17 protein-coding genes are annotated in these 17,824 nt (G+C 73.2%); 8 read left to right on the forward strand and 9 right to left on the reverse strand.

The features are described from left to right. Positions 1-51: 51 nt before the first annotated feature. The gene (locus ACU436_RS30930) at positions 52-417 is read right to left on the reverse strand and encodes a VOC family protein (RefSeq protein ID WP_459030533.1); all 366 of its coding nucleotides are present in this window, start codon (positions 415-417) and stop codon (positions 52-54) included. A 1-nt stretch (position 418) separates the two neighbouring features. After that, the gene (locus ACU436_RS30935; RefSeq protein WP_459030534.1) at positions 419-1,273 is read right to left on the reverse strand and encodes an alpha/beta fold hydrolase; all 855 of its coding nucleotides are present in this window, start codon (positions 1,271-1,273) and stop codon (positions 419-421) included. A 115-nt stretch (positions 1,274-1,388) separates the two neighbouring features. On the opposite strand from ACU436_RS30935, the gene ACU436_RS30940 reads away from it, so the two are divergent. Continuing rightward, positions 1,389-7,079: an ATP-binding protein gene (locus ACU436_RS30940; RefSeq protein WP_459030535.1), complete on the forward strand. Its 5,691-nt coding sequence runs from the start codon at positions 1,389-1,391 to the stop codon at positions 7,077-7,079. A gap of 62 nt (positions 7,080-7,141) precedes the next feature. On the opposite strand, the gene ACU436_RS30945 is transcribed toward ACU436_RS30940, so the two are convergent. Next, entirely contained in the window at positions 7,142-8,269 is a 1,128-nt protein-coding gene (locus ACU436_RS30945) for a glycoside hydrolase family 3 N-terminal domain-containing protein (protein WP_459030536.1), read from the reverse strand. Between the two features lie 94 nt (positions 8,270-8,363). On the opposite strand from ACU436_RS30945, the gene ACU436_RS30950 reads away from it, so the two are divergent. Together ACU436_RS30950 and ACU436_RS30955 are read left to right on the forward strand one after the other, a co-directional pair. Then, positions 8,364-8,567: an AbrB/MazE/SpoVT family DNA-binding domain-containing protein gene (locus ACU436_RS30950; protein ID WP_459030537.1), complete on the forward strand. Its 204-nt coding sequence runs from the start codon at positions 8,364-8,366 to the stop codon at positions 8,565-8,567. A 40-nt stretch (positions 8,568-8,607) separates the two neighbouring features. Then, complete coding sequence (locus ACU436_RS30955; RefSeq protein WP_459030538.1) at positions 8,608-9,015, forward strand: PIN domain-containing protein; 408 nt, start codon at positions 8,608-8,610, stop codon at positions 9,013-9,015. 7 nt (positions 9,016-9,022) lie between these two features. Here ACU436_RS30955 and ACU436_RS30960 read toward each other — a convergent pair whose 3' ends face one another. From ACU436_RS30960 to ACU436_RS30970, 3 genes are read right to left on the reverse strand one after another with little or no spacing between them, the layout of a single operon-like run. Continuing rightward, complete coding sequence (locus tag ACU436_RS30960) at positions 9,023-10,021, reverse strand: glutathione S-transferase family protein (protein WP_459030539.1); 999 nt, start codon at positions 10,019-10,021, stop codon at positions 9,023-9,025. A 37-nt stretch (positions 10,022-10,058) separates the two neighbouring features. Continuing rightward, a complete protein-coding gene (locus ACU436_RS30965) occupies positions 10,059-10,214 on the reverse strand; it encodes a hypothetical protein (protein WP_459030540.1) in 156 nt (51 codons plus the stop codon). Beyond that, positions 10,196-10,675 (reverse strand): GtrA family protein, encoded by a 480-nt coding sequence (locus tag ACU436_RS30970; protein ID WP_459030541.1) that lies wholly within the window; start codon positions 10,673-10,675, stop codon positions 10,196-10,198. The genes ACU436_RS30965 and ACU436_RS30970 overlap by 19 nt, the downstream gene beginning before the upstream one ends. 185 nt (positions 10,676-10,860) lie before the next feature. Here ACU436_RS30970 and ACU436_RS30975 point away from each other — a divergent pair, with 185 nt between their 5' ends. Genes ACU436_RS30975 through ACU436_RS30985 form a run of 3 tightly spaced genes read left to right on the forward strand, consistent with a single transcriptional unit; the run spans position 10,861 to position 13,257 of the window. Continuing rightward, positions 10,861-11,514, forward strand: coding sequence for a VC0807 family protein (locus ACU436_RS30975; RefSeq protein WP_459030542.1), 654 nt, complete (start codon positions 10,861-10,863; stop codon positions 11,512-11,514). Positions 11,515-11,524: 10 nt separating this feature from the next. Next, the gene (locus tag ACU436_RS30980; protein WP_459030543.1) at positions 11,525-12,652 is read left to right on the forward strand and encodes a sensor histidine kinase; all 1,128 of its coding nucleotides are present in this window, start codon (positions 11,525-11,527) and stop codon (positions 12,650-12,652) included. Next, positions 12,652-13,257, forward strand: a complete 606-nt coding sequence (locus tag ACU436_RS30985; RefSeq protein ID WP_459030544.1) for a response regulator transcription factor — start codon at positions 12,652-12,654, stop codon at positions 13,255-13,257. The genes ACU436_RS30980 and ACU436_RS30985 overlap by 1 nt, the downstream gene beginning before the upstream one ends. Before the next feature lie 193 nt (positions 13,258-13,450). On the opposite strand, the gene pcaG is transcribed toward ACU436_RS30985, so the two are convergent. From pcaG to ACU436_RS31000, 3 genes are read right to left on the reverse strand one after another with little or no spacing between them, the layout of a single operon-like run. Beyond that, entirely contained in the window at positions 13,451-13,999 is a 549-nt protein-coding gene (pcaG, locus tag ACU436_RS30990) for a protocatechuate 3,4-dioxygenase subunit alpha (RefSeq protein WP_459030546.1), read from the reverse strand. Continuing rightward, a complete protein-coding gene (gene pcaH / locus ACU436_RS30995) occupies positions 13,992-14,720 on the reverse strand; it encodes a protocatechuate 3,4-dioxygenase subunit beta (RefSeq protein WP_459030547.1) in 729 nt (242 codons plus the stop codon). The genes pcaG and pcaH overlap by 8 nt, the downstream gene beginning before the upstream one ends. Further along, positions 14,717-15,889: a 4-hydroxybenzoate 3-monooxygenase gene (locus ACU436_RS31000; protein ID WP_459030548.1), complete on the reverse strand. Its 1,173-nt coding sequence runs from the start codon at positions 15,887-15,889 to the stop codon at positions 14,717-14,719. The genes pcaH and ACU436_RS31000 overlap by 4 nt, the downstream gene beginning before the upstream one ends. A 78-nt stretch (positions 15,890-15,967) precedes the next feature. Between ACU436_RS31000 and ACU436_RS31005 the strand changes: the two genes are divergently transcribed. Then, positions 15,968-16,720: an IclR family transcriptional regulator gene (locus ACU436_RS31005; RefSeq protein ID WP_459030549.1), complete on the forward strand. Its 753-nt coding sequence runs from the start codon at positions 15,968-15,970 to the stop codon at positions 16,718-16,720. A gap of 105 nt (positions 16,721-16,825) precedes the next feature. Next, positions 16,826-17,824 carry an acetamidase/formamidase family protein gene (locus ACU436_RS31010; RefSeq protein WP_459030550.1) on the forward strand — a complete coding sequence of 333 codons (999 nt, stop codon included), beginning with the start codon at positions 16,826-16,828 and terminating at the stop codon, positions 17,822-17,824.

Here is a 17,824-nt window from a genome sequence, read left to right on the forward strand (position 1 = left end):
CTGCAGTTGGTGTGTGAGCACCCGAGTTGGTGTGCGACCGTCCGGGCGGCCTCAGCGCGGGTCGCGGCGGATCGGGTGGTCCTCCGGGACCTGGACCACGACGATCCTCGTGCCGTCCGGGTCGCTGATCCACATCTCGTGCAGCCCCCACGGCTCCTGCCGCGGCTCGCGCGCGACGTGGTCGGCCAGCTCGCGGTGGGCCGCCGCGAGGTCGCGGACCTGCAGCCACAAGGCCACGGCGGGACCGGCCGGCGCGTCCGCGCTCCCGGAGAGCTCCAGGAACCCGCTGCCGATGAAGAACACCGTGCCGCCGGGGAACTCGCGGGCGATCGCGAGCCCGAGCACGTCGCGGTAGAACGCGAGGCTGCGCTGCATGTCGACGGGTCGCAGCAACACCCGTCCCGAGAGGATCTCCATATCAGGCAGGGTGCTCGGCGACGTGCTCGAGCACGAGCGCGGCCAGCTCATCGGGGGTCTCGTCGGGCACCCAGTGGCTCACGCCCCGCAGCTCGGCGTAGCGGAACGGCCCGGTGACGTGCCGGTCCACGAGTTCTGTGGACTGCCGGGTGAGGGCGGTGTCGCCGTCGCTCCAGACGAACAGGGTGGGCACCCGCACCGGCGGGTCCGGCTCACCCGGCGGACCGGAGAACATGCCGCGGTACCAGTTGATCGCGGCGGTGAGCGCGGCCGGGTCGGCGAGGCCGGCCGCGTCGCGCTGGGCGGCCGCCTTGGACTGGCCGGTGCGGCGCAGCGCCGCCACGAAGCGGCGCGAGAACGGGCCGCCTTTCGCGGCGAGCAGGCGCTCGGGCAGCCAGGGCAGCTGGAGCGCGTAGACGTACCAGGACGCGAGCCCTTGCCGCGTGGTCAGGAGCGAGCGCAGGTAGGCCGCGGGCGGGGGCACCGACACGGCGGTCAGCGTGCGGAGGCGCTCGCCGTGCCGCGCCGCGAGCCGCCATGCGACGGCGGCACCCCAGTCGTGCCCGACGAGGTGCACGCGCGCGTTCCGGCCGACCAGCCGGTCCACCACGGCGAGCGCGTCGTCCACCATCTCCTCGATCCGGTAGGCGTCGCGACCGGTCGGGCGGGCCCGCGGCGAGTAGCCGCGCTGGTCCGGCGCGAGCGTGCGGTAGCCGCGTTCGGCGAGCCGGGTGGCGACGGCATGCCATGAGTCGCCCCGCTGTGGGAACCCGTGCAGGAGCAGGACCGGATCGCCACCCGGGGGGCCCAGCTCGTGCACGTCGAAGGTGAGGCCGTCCCGGCTCGCCGTGCGCACCGGCACATTCTGCCCCGACGTCCCCCGCCTGCAGGTTGTGCGACGCGGGTGGCGTCGAGTTGGGTGGTCGCGGCGTACGGTGCACCGGGCACCAGCGACGGGAGTGAAGAAGATCGTGACGCAGTTCGAACGGGTCGCCATCGTCAACCGCGGCGAGCCGGCGATGCGCCTCATCCACGCGGTGCGCGAGTGGAACGCCGAGCTGTCCGAGGGGAACGGCGCCGCGCCGCTGCGCACGATCGCGCTCTACACGGCCGTCGACCGGCACGCCATGTTCGTGCGCGAGGCCGACGAGGCGGTGCTGATCGGTCCCGAGGACCCGGAGCAGGCGTTCGCCACGAGCCCTTACCTCGACTACGCCGAGCTGGAGCGGGGCCTGCGCGCCGCCCGCGCCGATGCGGTGTGGCCCGGCTGGGGCTTCGTGTCCGAGAAGGCCGACTTCGCGCGGCTGTGCCGCGAGCTCGGGATCGTGTTCGTCGGGCCGTCACCCGAGGTGATGGAGCGGCTCGGCGACAAGATCGCGGCGAAGCTGCTGGCCGAGGAGGTCGGCGTGCCGCTCGCCGCGTGGAGCGGCGGCCCGGTGGCCGACGTCGCGGCGGCCCGGGAGCACGCGGAGCGGATCGGCTACCCGCTCATGGTCAAGGCGACGGCTGGCGGCGGCGGGCGCGGCATCCGCCGGGTCGACTCCCCCGACCAGCTCGCCGACGCGTTCGAGCGCGCGAGCTCCGAGGCGTCGAAGACCGCGGGCGACGCCACCGTGTTCCTGGAGCGGGCGATCCCCGGTGGCCGCCACGTCGAGGTGCAGGTCGTGGCCGACGCCTCCGGCGACGTGTGGACGCTCGGCGTGCGCGACTGCTCGGTGCAGCGGCGCAACCAGAAGGTGCTCGAGGAGTCGGCCTCCACCGCGCTCGACGCCGAGCAGGAGCGGCTGCTGCGCTCGTCGGCCGCGAAGCTGGCGCGGGCCGCGGGCTACGTCAACGCGGGCACCGTCGAGTTCCTGTACGAGCCGGGCGAGCGGCTGCTGTCGTTCCTCGAGGTGAACACCCGGCTGCAGGTGGAGCACCCGGTCACCGAGGCCACCACCGGCGTCGACATCGTCAAGCTGCAGTTGCACGTCGCCGCGGGCGGCAAGCTCGCCGACATCGCCCCGGAGGCCCCGCCCGCCCGCGGGCACGCGATCGAGGCCCGGCTCACCGCGGAGGACCCCGAGCAGGGCTTCGCCCCCGCGCCGGGCCGGATCGAGCACCTCGCGCTGCCCAGCGGACCCGGCGTCCGCGTGGACACCGGCGTCGCCGCCGGGGACGTGATCCCGCCGCAGTTCGACTCCATGATCGCCAAGGTGATCGCGTGGGGCCGCGACCGCGACGAGGCGCGGGCCCGGCTCTCGCGGGCGCTCAGGCAGACCGCCGCGGTGATCGACGGTGGCACCACGAACAAGGCCTTCCTGCTCGACCTGCTCGACCGGCCCGAGGTCCGCTCCGGCAAGCTCGAGACCACCTGGCTCGACCGGATGATGGCCGACGGCTACGAGCCCCCGCGGCGCATGGACGTCGCGCTGCTCGCCACGGCCGTGGAGGCGCAGGATGCGCACGTGGCGCGGCAGCGGGAGCGGTTGTTCGCCTCCGCGGAACGCGGACGCCCCGAGGTCGGTCACGAGACCTGGTACCAGGTGGACGTGCGGGCGGCAGGCGAGTCGTACCGGCTGCTGGTGGCCCAGTCGCGCGGCACCCGCTACCACGTGGAGCTCGACGGCAAGGCCGTCGACGTCGACGCGGACCGCACCGGCCGGTTCGAGCGCAAGCTCACCGTGGCCGGGCAGTCGTACTCGGTGCTCTCGGTGCCGCAGGGCCCGGACTTCCTCGTGGAGGTCGACGGCGCCGTGCACCGGATCTCCGGGGGCGAGGCCGGTCTGGTCCGGGCCCCGGCGCCGGCGGTGATCGTCGCGATCCCGGTGGCACCGGGCGACACCGTCCAGGCGGGCGACGTCGTCGCCGTCGTGGAGAGCATGAAGCTGGAGACGGCCCTGCGCGCCCCGGTGTCGGGTCGCGTGCGCGAGGTGCTCGTCGCCGCCAACACGCAGGTGGACGGCGGCACCCGGCTGGTGCGCCTCGAACCCGACGGCGACGCGGGGGGCACGGCCGGCGGCGAGCGGGCCGACTTCACGCAGCTGGCCGGCCCGCCGGTCACCGGATCCGACGCGGCCGCGTGGGCCGCCGACGCGCTCCGGTCGCTGCGCTTCCTGGTACTGGGCTACGACATCGACGAGCGCGACGCCCGCCCGCTCCTCGCCGCGCTCGCCGCCGCCCGCGCCGAGCTCTCGCCGGACGACCCCGGTGTGCTCGCCGGCGAGACGGCGGTGCTGCGCATCTTCGCCGACCTGTGCGCGCTCTCGCGCAACCGCCGCGGGCCGGAGGACGAGACGCAGCAGATCGACCCGGCCGGTGAGGAGGCGCGCAACCCGCAGGAGTACCTGTACGCGTTCCTGCGCTCGCGCGATGCCGACGCCGAAGGCCTGCCGGAGTCGTTCCGCGACCGGCTGCGCCGGGCGCTGGGGCACTACGACGTGCCGGACCTGGCACCGTCGGACCCCGTCTCGGCCGGTGCGCTGAACAGCGCGCTGTACCGGATGTTCCTCGCGCACCGGAGGGCCACCGCGCACGTGCCGGTCGTGCTGGAGCTGCTGGAGTGGCGGCTGCGCCACCCCGAGTCGCTCCCGCCCGCCGCGCGCACGGACTACCAACGCATGCTCGACCGGCTCGTCACGGCCACCCAGCTGCGGCACCCGGTGGTCGGCAGCCTCGCCCGGCGGGTGCGCTACACCCTGTTCGACGCGCCCCTCATCGTGGCCGAGCGGGCCGAGGGCCAGGCGGAGGTGCGGGCAGAGCTGGACCGGCTGTCGGACGACCCCGCGGTGCGGGCGCGGCAGATCGACACCATCGTGTCCGCGGGCGAGCCCATCCTCGGGGTGTTCGGCGCGCAGCACCACGCGGCGATGCTCGAGGTGATGACGCGGCGCTACTACCGCATCCGCACCCTGTACGACCTGCAGGTGACCGACCGCGGCGGCCGTCCGCTGCTCACTGCCCGCTACGAGCACGGGTCCGGGGGACGGCAAGCCGGCGGAGCTCGCGGAGCCGGCGGGGTGGGTGAGCGGAGCGAGCTCACCGTGCTCGCCACCACGGTCCACACCGCGCCGGACGCACCGGCGGGCGGCGACCCGATGACCGTGCAGGGCGACCTGCGCCGGCTCATCGCGCAGCTGCCCGACCCCAGCACTGTGCTGCTCGACCTCTACATCATCGCCGGCGAGGCACCGGACGCCGACCCGGAACGCTCCTCGGAGAAGATCCGCGCGATGCTCGGGCGGCTCCCGGAGCGGCTCGCCCGGGTCGCGGTGGCGGTGCGGCGCCCGCACGGCGACGAGCGGTCCGCCTGGTTCACGTTCACCGCCGGGCCGGACCGCAAGCCGGTGGAGGACCGCACGCTGCGCGGTCTGCACCCGATGGTCGCCGAGCGGCTCGGGCTCTGGCGCCTCACCGACTTCGAGCTCACCCGGCTGCCGTCGCCGATCGACGTGCACCTGTTCCGCGCCGAGGGCCGCGGTGTCCCCGCCGACAAGCGCCTCATCGCGCTCTCGGACGTCCGGGAGCTCACGGTGCTGCGCAACGGCGACGACGGCAGTGCTGATGCGCGCTCCGCTGACGCTGCGCGCGGCGGCCACATCCGGGCCCTCCCCCAGCTGGAGCAGGTCCTCGACTCCTGCCTGGACGCCGTCCGCTCCGCCCGCGCCGCGAGCCGCGAGGACGCGCGCCTCGACTGGAACCGGGTGCTGCTCTACGTCTGGCCGGTGGTCGACGTGCCGTTCGAGGAGCTCGACTCGGTGGTGCGAGTGCTCGCGCCCCGTTCGGTGGGGCTCGGCCTGGAGCAGGTCGTCGTGCAGTTCCGCCACATCGGCGACGGCACCGGGGAGCCCCGGGAGTACCTGCTGCGGATGTCCCGCCCGCCGGGCGCAGGCCTGACCGTGCAGGTCACCGAGCCGCCGACGGAGCCCATGCGCGAGCTGGACGCCTACGCGCAGAAGGTGATCCGGGCGCGCAGGCGCGGTGCCGTCTACCCGTACGAGCTGGTGCCGATGCTGCAGCGCAGCCCGGACCGCGGCGGACCGACCGGCACGTTCACCGAGTACGACCTCGGCCCGGACGGCGCCCCCGTCGTCGTCGAGCGGCCGCCGGGGCAGAACACCGCCAACATCGTGCTCGGCACCGTCACCACGCCGACCCGGCGCTACCCGGAGGGCATGACCCGCGTCGTGCTCATCGGTGACCCGACCAAGGCGCTCGGCGCGCTCGCCGAGCCGGAGTGCGCGCGCGTGCTCGCTGCGATCGAGCTCGCGCAACGGCTGGACGCGCCGATCGAGTGGTTCGCGGTGTCGGCCGGCGCGAAGATCGCCATGGACTCCGGTGTGGAGAACATGGACTGGGTCGCCAGGGCCCTGCGCGGGATCATCGAGTTCACGCAGGAGGGCGGCGAGATCAACATCGTCGTCACCGGCATCAACGTCGGCGCCCAGCCGTACTGGAACGCCGAGGCCACGATGCTCATGCACACCAAGGGCATCCTCGTGATGACGCCGGACAGCGCGATGGTGCTCACCGGCAAGCAGGCCCTCGACTACTCGGGCGGCGTCTCCGCGGAGGACAACTTCGGCATCGGCGGGTACGACCGGATCATGGGCCCGAACGGGCAGGCGCAGTACTGGGCGCCGGACCTGTCCGGGGCGGTGGACGTGCTGCTCGCCCACTACTCGCACACCTACCGCGCACCCGGTGAGCGGTTCCCGCGCCCGGCGCCGACGGCCGACCCGGTGGACCGCGACATCTCCGACTCGCCGCACGCGGGCCCCGGGTGCGACTTCACGCAGGTCGGGGAGATCTTCTCCGCCAACCCGGAGCGCAAGAAGCCCTTCGACATCCGCTCGCTGCTGCGCGCGGTGGCCGACGCCGACCACCCCACGCTCGAACGCTGGATCGACATGATCGACGCCGACGGCGTGGTCGTGCTCGACGCGCACCTGGGCGGGCAGCCGATCTCCCTCATCGGCGTCGAGTCCCGGCCCCTGCCCCGGCGCGGGCTGCTGCCGATGGACGGGCCGACCACGTTCACGGCGGGCACGCTGTTCCCGAGGTCGTCGAAGAAGACGGCGCGCGGGATCAACGCCGCGAGCGGCAACCGCCCGCTCGTGATCCTCGCGAACCTGTCGGGCTTCGACGGCTCCCCGGAGTCGCTGCGCCAGCTGCAGCTGGAGTACGGGGCCGAGATCGGCCGGGCGGTCGTGAACTTCGAAGGGCCGATCGTGTTCTGCGTGGTCTCCCGGTACCACGGCGGCGCGTTCGTGGTGTTCAGCGGAACGCTCAACGACAACATGGAGGTCGCCGCCGTCGAGGGCTCGTACGCGTCGGTGATCGGCGGCGCGCCCGCCGCTGCCGTCGTGTTCGCCGGCGACGTCAACAAGCGCACGGCCGGCGACCCGCGCGTCGCCGACCTGGAGGCCCGCATCGCCGAGGCCCGCCAGAACGGGGCGGAGGAGGAGGCCGCGCGGCTCACGAACGAGCTGGCCACCCTGCGCCCCGGCGTCCGGGCGGAGGTGCTGGGCCAGGTGGCGGACGAGTTCGACGCCGCCCACAGCGTGGAGCGCGCCCAGCGCGTGGGCTCGGTGGACGCGATCGTCCCGGCGACGGGCCTGCGCCCCTACCTGGCCGACGCGGTGCGGCGAGGAATGGAGCGGGCGGGCACCAGCCGACCCTGAACCGCAGCATGGTGGCCATACTCCGGTTCAACCGGAGTATGGCCACCATGCTGCGAGAGGCCCTAGGAGCAGACGCGCTTCGCTTTCAGGATGTGGGTCACCGCCTCGTCGGTCGACCGCACGTCCAGCCGTGACTGCTCCAGGTGGTCCAGCACCGGGGTGATGCGGCCGCCGCTGGACCACAGGGCCATGTCCGCCCCCGCCTCCAGGGCGCGCTCGACGGCCTGGGGCAGGGTGAACTCGTCGGTGATGGCGTCCATCGCGCCGAGGTCGTCGGTGAGCACGAGGCCGTCGAAGCCGACCTCCTGGCGCAGGAGCGCGTACACCTCGGGGGTGAGCGAGCTGGGCAGGTCCGTGGTGAGGCCGGGCACGTCCAGGTGCCCGACGAGCACGCCGGTGCGGCCGTCGGCGAGCGGCCCGCCCGGGCCGAGCAGGGTGGCGTAGGGCCGCATGTCGTCGGAGCGCATGTCGGCCAGGTCCGGGGTGGTGACGCGGCCCTTGTGCGAGTCGCCGTCGGCGCGGCCGTGCCCGGGGAAGTGCTTGAGCACCGTGTAGACGCCCGCGTCGCGCTGCCCCTCGGCGAACGCGGCGGCGTAGCTCGCAACCGTCTCGGGGTCGTCGGCGAAGGACCGGTCGCCGATGGCCGAGGACCGGCCGGTCACGTCGACGGCCGGGGCCAGGTTCATCGTGATGCCGCGCGCGAGCTGCTCCCGCCCGCGCTGCTCGCCCAGCTCGCGCACCTGCTCCGGGGTGCGGGATCGCGCCATGGCGCGGGCGCTGGGCAGCTCGCCGTCGAGGGTGTCGATGCGCTGGACGCGCCCGCCCTCGTCGTCGACGGCCACGGCGAGGGGGATCCGGGCCATCGCCTGCACCCCGCGCAGCGCCTGGTCGGTGAGCAGCGCGGTGGCGTTGCCGCCGACGAAGATCGCACCCACCTGCGTGGCATGCACGTTCTCGGCGGTCGCGCGCGGATCCGCACCGTCGACGCCGACCATGAGCCGCTGGGCGAGCTTGTCCCGCGGTGACATCCCCGCCAGCACGTCCGAGCAGTGCGGCAGCCGGTCGGGGCCGAGGTGCTCGCCGGTGAGGGGCGGTGGGGGTGGGAGTGGCGTCGCGGATGCCGGGGCCGTCGCGATGACCACCCCGGCCAGCGCTGCGAGCAGCACGACGAGCGACTTGCGAACCGTCATCCCGGCCCATCCTCCTCCGCCTGGCCGGGCGCCCGGATCCGGGCCGGAAGGTCGGTGCGACGTGGCCTGCGCCGCGAAATGGTCGAGTTCTGCCATGCGGACTACCATCGACGGGGCAGGCCGGGTCGTCATCCCGAAGCAGCTGCGTCAGGCCGCGTCGCTCGAGCCCGGGCAGGAGCTCGAGATCACCGAACGCGACGGACGGATCGAGATCGAACCGCTTTCGGCGCCTGTTCAGCTCGTCGAGCGCGGGGCTTCCTCGCCGCGGAAGTCGCGGACGTCGACGTCCCGGCTCTGACCGCGTCCGATGTGCGCGACCTCCTGGAACGCACGCGCAGGTGATCACGTGTGACACATCGGTGCTGGTCGCCGCGTTCGCGCGATGGCACGCCGACCACACGGCAGCAGCCGCGGCAGTCCACCGGGTGGACGCGATCGTCGATCACGTGGCGGTCGAGACCTTCTCGGTCCTCACCCGGCTGCCGCCTCCCCGCCGCGTGCCGGCGCACCTCGTCACGGCCTTTCTCGACGGTCACTTTCCCGGCTCGGTGCCGCGGCTGGTGAGTACGCCGTCGACGGACGTCCTCGACATCGCCGTGCGAGGCGGGATCGCACGCGGCGCCATCTACGACCTCGTCGTCGCGCTTGCCGCGCAACGCGGCGGCGCGGTACTGCTGAGTCTCGATCAGCGGGCGGCCAAGACGTACGACGCAGCAGGCGTCGAGTACGAGTTGCTCGGTGGTTGAGGCCGGCTCAGGCGATCGGGGGTACCCGTTCCCCCTCCGGTGGCGGGCCGGGCGGGGTGCCGTCGCCGAATGGGCGCCCACCCAGCTCCTCGCGCCCGTGCGCGGTGAGCCAGCCCTGCGGGTCGGGGCCGAGCGGGACGATCCCGGTCGGGTTGATCTCGGCGTGCACTCCGTAGTAGTGCTGCTTGATCTGCTCGAGGTCGATCGTGTCGCCGAAGCCGGGAGTCTGGAACAGGTCCCGCGAGTAGGCCCACAGCACCGGCATCTCCGCGAGCTTCTCCCGGTTGCACTTGAAGTGGCCGTGGTAGACGGCATCGAACCGGACGAGCGTGACCCACAGCCGGATGTCGGCCTCGGTGATCGTGTCCCCCACCAGGAAGCGGCGGGTGGCCAGCCGCTCGGACAGCGCGTCGAGCCGGGCGAACAGCGCCGAGTAGGCCTTCTCGTAGGCCGCCTGCCCCTTGGCGAACCCGCACTTGTAGACGCCGTTGTTGACGTCGCGGTAGACGGCGTCGTTGATCTCGTCGATCTCCGCCCGGTGCGCCTCGGGGTACAGGTCGGGCGCGCCGGCACGGTGGTGCGCGCGCCACTGCGTGGACAGGTCGAGCGTGAGGCACTGGAAGTTGTTGGTCACGGCCCTGCCGCTCGCGATCTCGACGACCGTCGGGACGGTGACCCCGGCGTCGAAGCCGGGGTGGGCGGCCTCGTAGGCCTCGCGCAGGTACTCGATGCCGAGCACCGGGTCGCGGTTGTCGGGGTCGTTGTGGAACCGCCAGCTCCGCTCGTCGTGGAGCGGGCCCGCGATCCCCATCGACAGCACCGGCTCCAGCCCGAGCAGCCGCCGGACGATCACGCTGCGGTTCGCCCACGGGCACGCCCGCGCGACGACCAGCCGGTACCGGCCGGGCTCGACCGGCCACGCCGACGACCCGTCGGAGGTGATCCGCTCGGTGAGCGCCACGGGTTCGCGCTCGAACGCCTCGGTACGGGACTGGGTAGCGGTCATGCGCCCGAATCTATGCGCCGCGCGGCCGCCGCGCCGGTCAGTCGTCGTCGCCCTCGCCGTCCTGCTGCGTGACGCCGGGTGCGTCGTCGCCGTCGTCGTCCTCGCCACCGCCGCAGGAGCCGGCCGAGGTCAGGAGGAGGACGACGCCCGCGAGGAGCGCCGCGAGCGACCGGGTCAGACTCGTTCGTCCCATATGTCCACCCTGCCAGGTTCCGGGGCATCATGCTGCGCGCCGAACACCCAGTAGCGCATGACGAGGAACCGGCCGGCCCCGCCGAGGACGCTCGCGGCCGCAAGGGCCACGGTCTCCTCCACCGGCGTCGGGTCGAGGACCAGCCCGAGGATCAGCAGGACGGCCGAGCTGTAGAACGCGTAGAACAGGACGGTGCCGCCGATCTGCACGCGGGAACGCCAGGGGTGAACGGCCGTTCCACCGAACGTGAACCGGCGGTTCGCCTCCGTGCTCACGGCCGTGCTCACGAGCAGCGCGACGAGGTTCGCCGGCACCGCATCCAGCCCGGCCGTGCGCAGGGACAGGAACGCGGCCGCGTTGACCGCGGTGCCGAGGCCTCCGACCATCATGTAGCGGACGACCTGCACGAAGAGCGGGTGGCGCAGCCGGAAGCGAGCCGCCGCGACCAGCGGGCTCACCATCCCGACCACACCCTTCCCGACCGCCCTCGTTGATCCCCTTTATCTCATCCGGAGCGAGGGACGCGCTGTCACTCACCTGTGGGAACGCTCAGAGCGGAGCGTCATTCCGGGACTGACAGATGTCACGTCCAGGTCGTGACCGCTGTCGTGGGCGCCGGGGCTCGGCGGGCAGCAGTCTTCGAGGCATGGATCGGACGTCGTATCGCTCCCCCGCCCCCGCGCCCGCCACGGAGAAGGCCGCGCCCCAGTGGTCGATGTTCCTCGGGCTGTTCTGGGACATCGGGTTGAGCCTGCTGGCCTACTACGGGCTCCGCGCCCTCGGTGCGTCGCCGTACGTCGCGCTGCTCGGCGGCACGGTGACCGCGGGCCTGCGGATCGCGTACGTGTGGCTGCGCACCCGCCGGTTCGACGGCTTCGCCGCGTTCATGCTCGCCGAGTTCGGGGTGGGGCTCGGGTTCGCGCTGCTGACCGGGGACGCCCGCTTCCTCGTGGCGAAGGAGTCCTTCAGCACCGCGGTCGCCGGACTGATCTTCCTCGGGACCTGCGCGTACGGCCGGCCGATGATCTGGCACGCCGCGGCCAGGTTCCGGCCCGCGTACCGCGGCGAGTTCGAGCGGCTGTGGCGCCACTCGGCGGGGTTCCGGCACATGTTCCGGATGCTGACCGCGGTGTGGGGCGTCGGAATGCTGGTCGAGGCAGTGGCCCGCGTGGTCGTGGCCTACAGCCTGCCAGTGGACACCGCGGCCGGGCTCTCGCAGCTGCTGCGCTTCGCCGCCATGGGACTGCTGATCCTGTGGACGCTCGCCACCGTGAAGCGCCACCGCCGGAAGCGGTCGTAAGGTCATCGGCGTGCGTGTCGTGCAGGGCGTCGACCTCCTGGAATGGCCGGTCCGACGCCCCGAGGACCCGGCGATCGCCCGCCGGGTCCGCCGGCGCAGCGTCATCGGCGCGTCGGTGTTCCTGGTCTTCTTCGTGCGCACCGTCGCCGAGGAGTGGAACGCAGCGCCGCCGGGCAACCGCGCCGCGCTCGTCGTGATCGGTGGCGTCTACCTCGTGAGCTACCTGCTCACGCTGTACTTCGGCCAGCTGTGGGCGCCGCTCCCCCGGGTGCTGGTGATCGCATGGCTCTTCCTCACCGGCTCCGGCTTCGCGCTCGTCACCGCCGACCCGGGCCACCTGACGATGCTGGCGTACGCGGTCGCCGCCGCGATCCTGATGCTGCCGCTGCGGTGGGGGGTGGTGATCAGCCTGCTCACGACGGTCGCGGTCGTCGCAGGCACCTGGGCGGTGGACGGCGCGGTCGACTGGGGCGACACCTCTGCGCTGATCATGCTGACCGTCGGCATGGTGACGCTCACCCAGCTGATCCGCACGATCAACCAGCTCCGCGCCGCCCAGGACCGGATCGCGACGCTCGCCGTGGCCGACGAGCGGGCCCGGGTGGCGCGGGACCTGCACGACGTGCTCGGGCACAGCCTCACGACGATCACCGTGAAGACCGGGCTGGCCCGGCGGATCCTGGAGAGCGGGGCCGAGCCGGCCCGGGCGCTCGCCGAGCTGCACGACGCCGAGCGGCTGTCCCGGCAGGCGCTCACCGAGATCCGCGCCACCGTGTCCGGCTATCGGCGGCCCTCGCTGGCCGCCGAGCTCGCCGGGGCGCACGAGGCGCTGCGGGCGGCCGACATCGACGCCGTGTTCCCGCAGGCCGTGGACGACGTCGCCGACGAGTTGCAGGAGCCGTTCGCGTACGTGCTGCGCGAGGGCGTCACCAACGTGATCCGGCACAGCGGGGCCACCCGCTGCGAGGTCCGGCTGGGTGCGCGCTCGATGGAGATCCGCGACGACGGGCGGTCCACCGGCCCGCCCCACCCCGGCAACGGTCTGGCCGGGCTCACCGAACGGATGGCCGCGGTGGGCGGCCGGCTGACCGCGGAACCGTTGCCCGGCAAGGGTTTCCGCCTGTACGCGGAGGCGTGATGATCCGGGTGTTGCTCGCCGACGACCAGGCGCTCGTCCGCGGCGCGCTGGCCGCGATGCTCGATCTCGAGCCGGACGTCGAGGTGGTGGCGGAGGTCGGCGACGGTGCCGAGGTGCTCGAGGCGGCCCGCCGCACCACGCCCGACGTCGCGCTGCTGGACGTCCAGATGCCCGGCACCGACGGCCTCACCGCGGCGGCCGCACTGCACGCCGCGCTGCCGTCCTGCCGCATCGTCATGTGCACGACGTTCGGCCGGCCCGGCTACTTCGCCCGGGCGATGGCGGCCGGTGCGGCGGGCTTCGTCGTGAAGGACTCCCCACCGGAGCAGTTGGTGGAGGCGATCCGCAAGGTGCACGCCGGCCTGCGGGTGGTCGACCCGGGCCTGGCCGCGGAGTCCCTCGCCCGCGGCGTCAGCCCGTTCACCGAGCGGGAACGCGACGTGTTGCGCGCGGCCCGCGACGGCGCGAGCGTGGCCGACATCGCCCGCGCCGTCCACCTCTCGGGCGGCACGGTCCGCAACCACCTGTCCGCCGTGATCGGCAAGACGGGCGCCGCCAACCGCGCCGAGGCCGCCCGCATCGCCGACGAGAACGGCTGGCTCTAGCGATCCGAACCGGAAGTCCGGTGCATAAATCGGCGGATCCAGGTTCCGCTGGGCCGTCGAGTTATGTGGTGGACTTCCGGTTCGGGATACCAGATGGCCGTGATCGGTCGGATCGGGACTCGAGCTGCACCGGTGCACCTGATGTCCCGTTCCCGCCGATCAGCCGCGCCGCCCGAGTCCCCAGGCCTCGCCGTCAGACCTGCAGGAAGACCGTCTCCCCCTCGCCCTGGAGGCGGATGTCGAAGCGGAGCTCACCCTCGCCCGCCGCCTCGGCGACCAGCGTCGCCGCACGCTCGGCCGGCAGGGAGGACAGCAGCGGGTCCGCCGCGTTGGCCGCGGCCTCGTCCGGGAAGTAGATGCGGGTGGCGAGGTGCTGGAGCAGGCCGCGGGCCAGCACCGTGACGTCGATGTGGGGGGCCTGGCCGTCGCCGAGCGGGCCCGGCTTCACGGTGATGATCTGGAAGCGGCCCTCGTCGTCGGTCGGGCAGCGGCCGAAGCCGCCGAAGCCGGACCCCGAGGCCCCGCGCGGGTCGTCGGGGTGGTCGAAGCGGCCGTTCGCGTCGGCCTGCCAGGTCTCGACCACGCCGTCGGGGACGAGGGCGCCCGCGCCGTCGAACATCCGGCCCGCGATCCGGATCGCACCCGGGCTCCCCTCCGGGACGACGAGGTGCCCGTCGGTCCAGGTCAGGCCGAGCGAGAGGAACGGCCCGACGGTCTGCGACGGGGTCACCAGGTCACTCATGGGGCTCCTCGAACGGGGTCTGCTCACGGCCGCGCAGCACGATGTCCCAGCGGTAGGCGAGCGCCCAGTCCGGCCGGGTGGCGTCGAGATCGAACGTCGAGATCATGCGCTCGCGGGCCTTCGGGTCCGGCACGGAGTTGAAGATCGGGTCCTGGCCGAACAGCGGGTCGTCCGGGAAGTACATCTGCGTGACGAGCCGCTGCGTGAACGCGCGGCCGAAGAGCGAGAAGTGGATGTGCGCCGGCCGCCAGGCATTGTGGTGGTTGCCCCACGGGTAGGCGCCGGGCTTGATCGTGGTGAACGAGTACTCGCCCTCGGAGTTGGTGAGCACCCGCCCGCCGCCGGTGAAGTTCGGGTCGAGCGCGCCGGCCCAGTTGTCGTTCTTGTGCGGGTAACGCCCGGACGCGTTGGCCTGCCACACCTCGACGAGCGTGTCCGGCACGGCGCGGCCGTCGCTGTCGAGCACCCGCCCGAACACGATGATCCGCTGGCCGATCGGCTCACCGCCGTGCTGCGTGGTCAGGTCGTGGTCGCTGGGGCCGATCAGGTCGTCGTGACCCGCCGTCAGCAGCGGGCCGGTGACCTCGGTGAGCCGGTTCCGCAGCACGATCGGCGCCTGCGAGGGCGCCCGCAGCGACGTGCTCTTGTAGCCCGGGTAGTCCAGCGGTGGGTGCGTGCCCTCCGGTGGTGGCCGGTAGCCGGCGGGATGGGCGAGCGTCATCGATTTCCTCCCGTGTGGGGTAGGCCGGTGTAGTTCTCGGCGAGGCTGGTGGCGGCGGCGCGGGAGGCCACCGTGTAGCGCAGCTGGGAGAGCTGGAGACGGCGGGTGAACGGGTCGCCGTCCGGCGCGTTGTGCAGCATCGACGTCATCCACCACGAGAAGTGCTCGGCCCGCCATACGCGGCGCAGGCACGTGTCGGAGTAGGCGTCGAGGCCGGCCTCGTCCCCACCGGCGAAGTACGCCGAGAGCGCCTCGGCGAGCACCCGCACGTCGGCGATGGCGAGGTTCATGCCCTTCGCCCCGGTGGGCGGCACGATGTGCGCCGCGTCGCCGGCCAGGAAGAGCCGCCCGTGCCGCATCGGCTCGGCGACGACGCTGCGCATCCCGGTGACGCCCTTCTCGAGCACCGGGCCCTCGTTGAGGCCGAACCCGTCGGCGGCGAGGCGGGTGCCCAGTTCGTCCCAGATCCGGCTGTCCGGCCAGTCTGCGAGGTCGGTGTCGGGCGGTACCTGCAGGTAGAGCCGGGTGATCTCGGGGCTGCGCATCGAGTAGAGCGCGAACCCGTTCGCGTGGTTGGCGTACGCGAGCTCGTGCTGCGTGGGGGCGGCCTCGGCGAGGATCCCGAGCCACGCGTAGGGGTACTCGCGGTCGAACACCTCCGGTGCGTACGTGCCGCGGCTGATCCCGTGGAAGCCGTCGCAGCCGGCCACGATGTCGCAGCGCAGCTCGTGGCGGGTGCCGCCGGTGTCGGAGTAGGAGATCACCGGCGCGTCGGCGAGCCCGTCGAGCGCGACGTCGGAGACCTCGAAACGGACGTCACCACCGGCGGCGAGGCGGGCCGCGATCAGGTCCTTCACGACCTCCTGCTGCCCGTAGACGGTGATCCCGCGGCCGACGAGGTCGGTGAAGTCGATGCGGTGGTCCACGCCCTCGAAGCGCAGCGAGATGCCCTCGTGCGGCATGCCCTCGCGGTCCAGGCGGTCGGCGAGCCCGACCTCGCGCAGCAGCTCGACGGTGGGGTGCTCCAGCACGCCCGCCCGCACCCGCTGCTCGACGTACTCCCGGCTGCGGGCCTCGAGCAGCACGGAGTCGACGCCGGCGCGGGCGAGCAGGTGGGACAGCAGCAGGCCCGCCGGTCCCGCTCCCACGATGCCGACTTGCGTGCGCATGCCAGGAAGCCTGACGCACGCCGACCACGACCTCGACGCCGCTTCCGGCCAGCGGAAGAGGCGCGGCACACTGACGGGGTGGCCGAGACGGTGACGGGACGCGTGCTGCGGGTGCTGGCGGCATTCAGCGCCGAGCACCCGGAGATCGGGCTGACCGAGCTCTCCCGCCGGGCGCGCCTGCCGCTCACCACCACCCACCGGCTGGTGGCCGAGCTCGCCGATTGGGGAGCCCTCGAACGCGGGGCGGACGGGCGCTACCGGGTCGGGCTGCGGTTGTGGGAGGTCGGCGCCCTGGCGCCGCGCGGGCTGGGACTGCGCGAGTCGGCCATGCCGTTCCTCGAGGACCTCTACGAGGTGACCCGGCAGAACGTCCAGCTCGCGGTGCTCGACGGCACCGAGGTCGTGTTCGTCGAGCGGATCTCCGGCCGCGGCGCCGTCAACGTGATCACCCGCGTGGGTGGACGGCTGCCGCTGCACGCAACCGGCGTCGGACTGGTCCTGCTCGCCAACGCCCACCCGGAGCTGCAGGAACAGGTGCTCGCCTCCCCGCTGAGGCGCTACACGGAGCGGACCATGTGCGACCCCGACGAGCTGCGGCGCGCGCTCGCCGAGGTCCGGCGCACCGGCGTGGCCGTGAGCGACCGGCAGATCGAGCTGATCTCCCTCTCGGTGGCGGCCGCCGTCCACGGCACACGCGGCGAGGTGGTGGCGGCGCTCTCGGTGGTGGTGCCGGCGGAGACCTCGGACGCCCGCGCGTACGTCCCGGTCGTCCGGGCGGCGGCCCGGGGCATCTCGAGGACGCTGGGTGCCCCCGAACCCAGGCGACGGTGATTGCAGTGAAGCCACTTCCATGCCACCTGGTTGCGTGAATGTGGCTTTGCTGCAACTCGCGGCCCGCTCTTGCGCCCGTTCCGCCGTGGGCCGACGATCTGCGGCGTGGACGTCCTGGAGTTCCGACCCGAGCCCGACCAGTACGCGTGGACGTTCGGCGGCGTCGCGCCGACGCACCGGATCACCCCCGGCACCGTGCTCAAGCTGTGGACCGAGGACGCCTTCTCCGGACGGCTGCAGCGCACCACCGACAAGCCGTCCCAGGTGCTGAACATGGCGGAGGTGAACCCGCAGACGGGGCCGTTCTTCGTCGAGGGCGCGGAGCCGGGCGACACCCTCGCCCTGCACATCGTCGACCTCACCCCGGCGCGGGACTGGGCCGCGTCGAGCACGATCCCGTTCTTCGGAGCGCTCACCGGAACCGACCGCACCGCCCTGCTGAACGACCCGTTGCCGGAACAGACGTGGATCTACGAGCTGGACCGCGCCCGCGGCATCGTCCGGTTCGAGGCGCAGCGCAGCTCGCTCAGCCTGGAGTTGCCGATCGCGCCGATGCTGGGCACCGTCGGCGTGGCCCCGCCCGGCCGCGAGGTGCGCTCGAGCCTCGTGCCCGACACGTTCGGCGGCAACATGGACACCCCGGAGATGCGGGCGGGCACCACCTGCTTCCTCGGCGTGAACGTCGAGGGCGCGCTCTTCTCCGTCGGCGACGGGCACTACCGCCAGGGCGAGGGCGAGAGCTGCGGCACCGCGGTCGAGGGCGCCATGGACGTCACGCTGATCGTGGAGCTGGTCAAGGGCGGGGCGCCCGCGTGGCCGCGCCTCGAGCACGACGAGGACTACGCGGTGGTGGGGTCGGCGCGGCCCCTCGAGGACGCGTGGCGGGCGAGCCAGGTGGGGATGATCGCCTGGCTCGGCGAGTTGTACGGGCTCGACCGGCTCGACGCCTACCAGCTGCTCACCCAGGTCAGCCGCTCGCCGCTCGCCAACGTCTGCGACACCAACTACAGCGCGGTCACCAAGATCGAAAAATCCTTCCTGCCTGCCGCCGACGCCTTCGGCGGCATGCACCGCCACCTGCGCGAGCAGGCCGCAACCCTGTAG

This window comes from Pseudonocardia wallangbongensis (assembly GCF_054486945.1).

What these genes read in the sequence shown, in the direction of transcription:
- ACU436_RS30930 (WP_459030533.1), bottom strand. Translation starts at nt 417, where the DNA reads ATGGAGATCCTCTCGGGACGGGTGTTGCTGCGACCCGTCGACATGCAG.
- ACU436_RS30945 (WP_459030536.1), bottom strand. Translation starts at nt 8,269, where the DNA reads ATGACGGTTCGCAAGTCGCTCGTCGTGCTGCTCGCAGCGCTGGCCGGG.
- ACU436_RS30950 (WP_459030537.1), top strand. Translation starts at nt 8,364, where the DNA reads ATGCGGACTACCATCGACGGGGCAGGCCGGGTCGTCATCCCGAAGCAG.
- ACU436_RS30960 (WP_459030539.1), bottom strand. Translation starts at nt 10,021, where the DNA reads ATGACCGCTACCCAGTCCCGTACCGAGGCGTTCGAGCGCGAACCCGTG.
- ACU436_RS30965 (WP_459030540.1), bottom strand. Translation starts at nt 10,214, where the DNA reads ATGGGACGAACGAGTCTGACCCGGTCGCTCGCGGCGCTCCTCGCGGGC.
- ACU436_RS30970 (WP_459030541.1), bottom strand. Translation starts at nt 10,675, where the DNA reads ATGGTGAGCCCGCTGGTCGCGGCGGCTCGCTTCCGGCTGCGCCACCCG.
- ACU436_RS30975 (WP_459030542.1), top strand. Translation starts at nt 10,861, where the DNA reads ATGGATCGGACGTCGTATCGCTCCCCCGCCCCCGCGCCCGCCACGGAG.
- ACU436_RS30985 (WP_459030544.1), top strand. Translation starts at nt 12,652, where the DNA reads ATGATCCGGGTGTTGCTCGCCGACGACCAGGCGCTCGTCCGCGGCGCG.
- pcaG (WP_459030546.1), bottom strand. Translation starts at nt 13,999, where the DNA reads ATGAGTGACCTGGTGACCCCGTCGCAGACCGTCGGGCCGTTCCTCTCG.
- pcaH (WP_459030547.1), bottom strand. Translation starts at nt 14,720, where the DNA reads ATGACGCTCGCCCATCCCGCCGGCTACCGGCCACCACCGGAGGGCACG.
- ACU436_RS31000 (WP_459030548.1), bottom strand. Translation starts at nt 15,889, where the DNA reads ATGCGCACGCAAGTCGGCATCGTGGGAGCGGGACCGGCGGGCCTGCTG.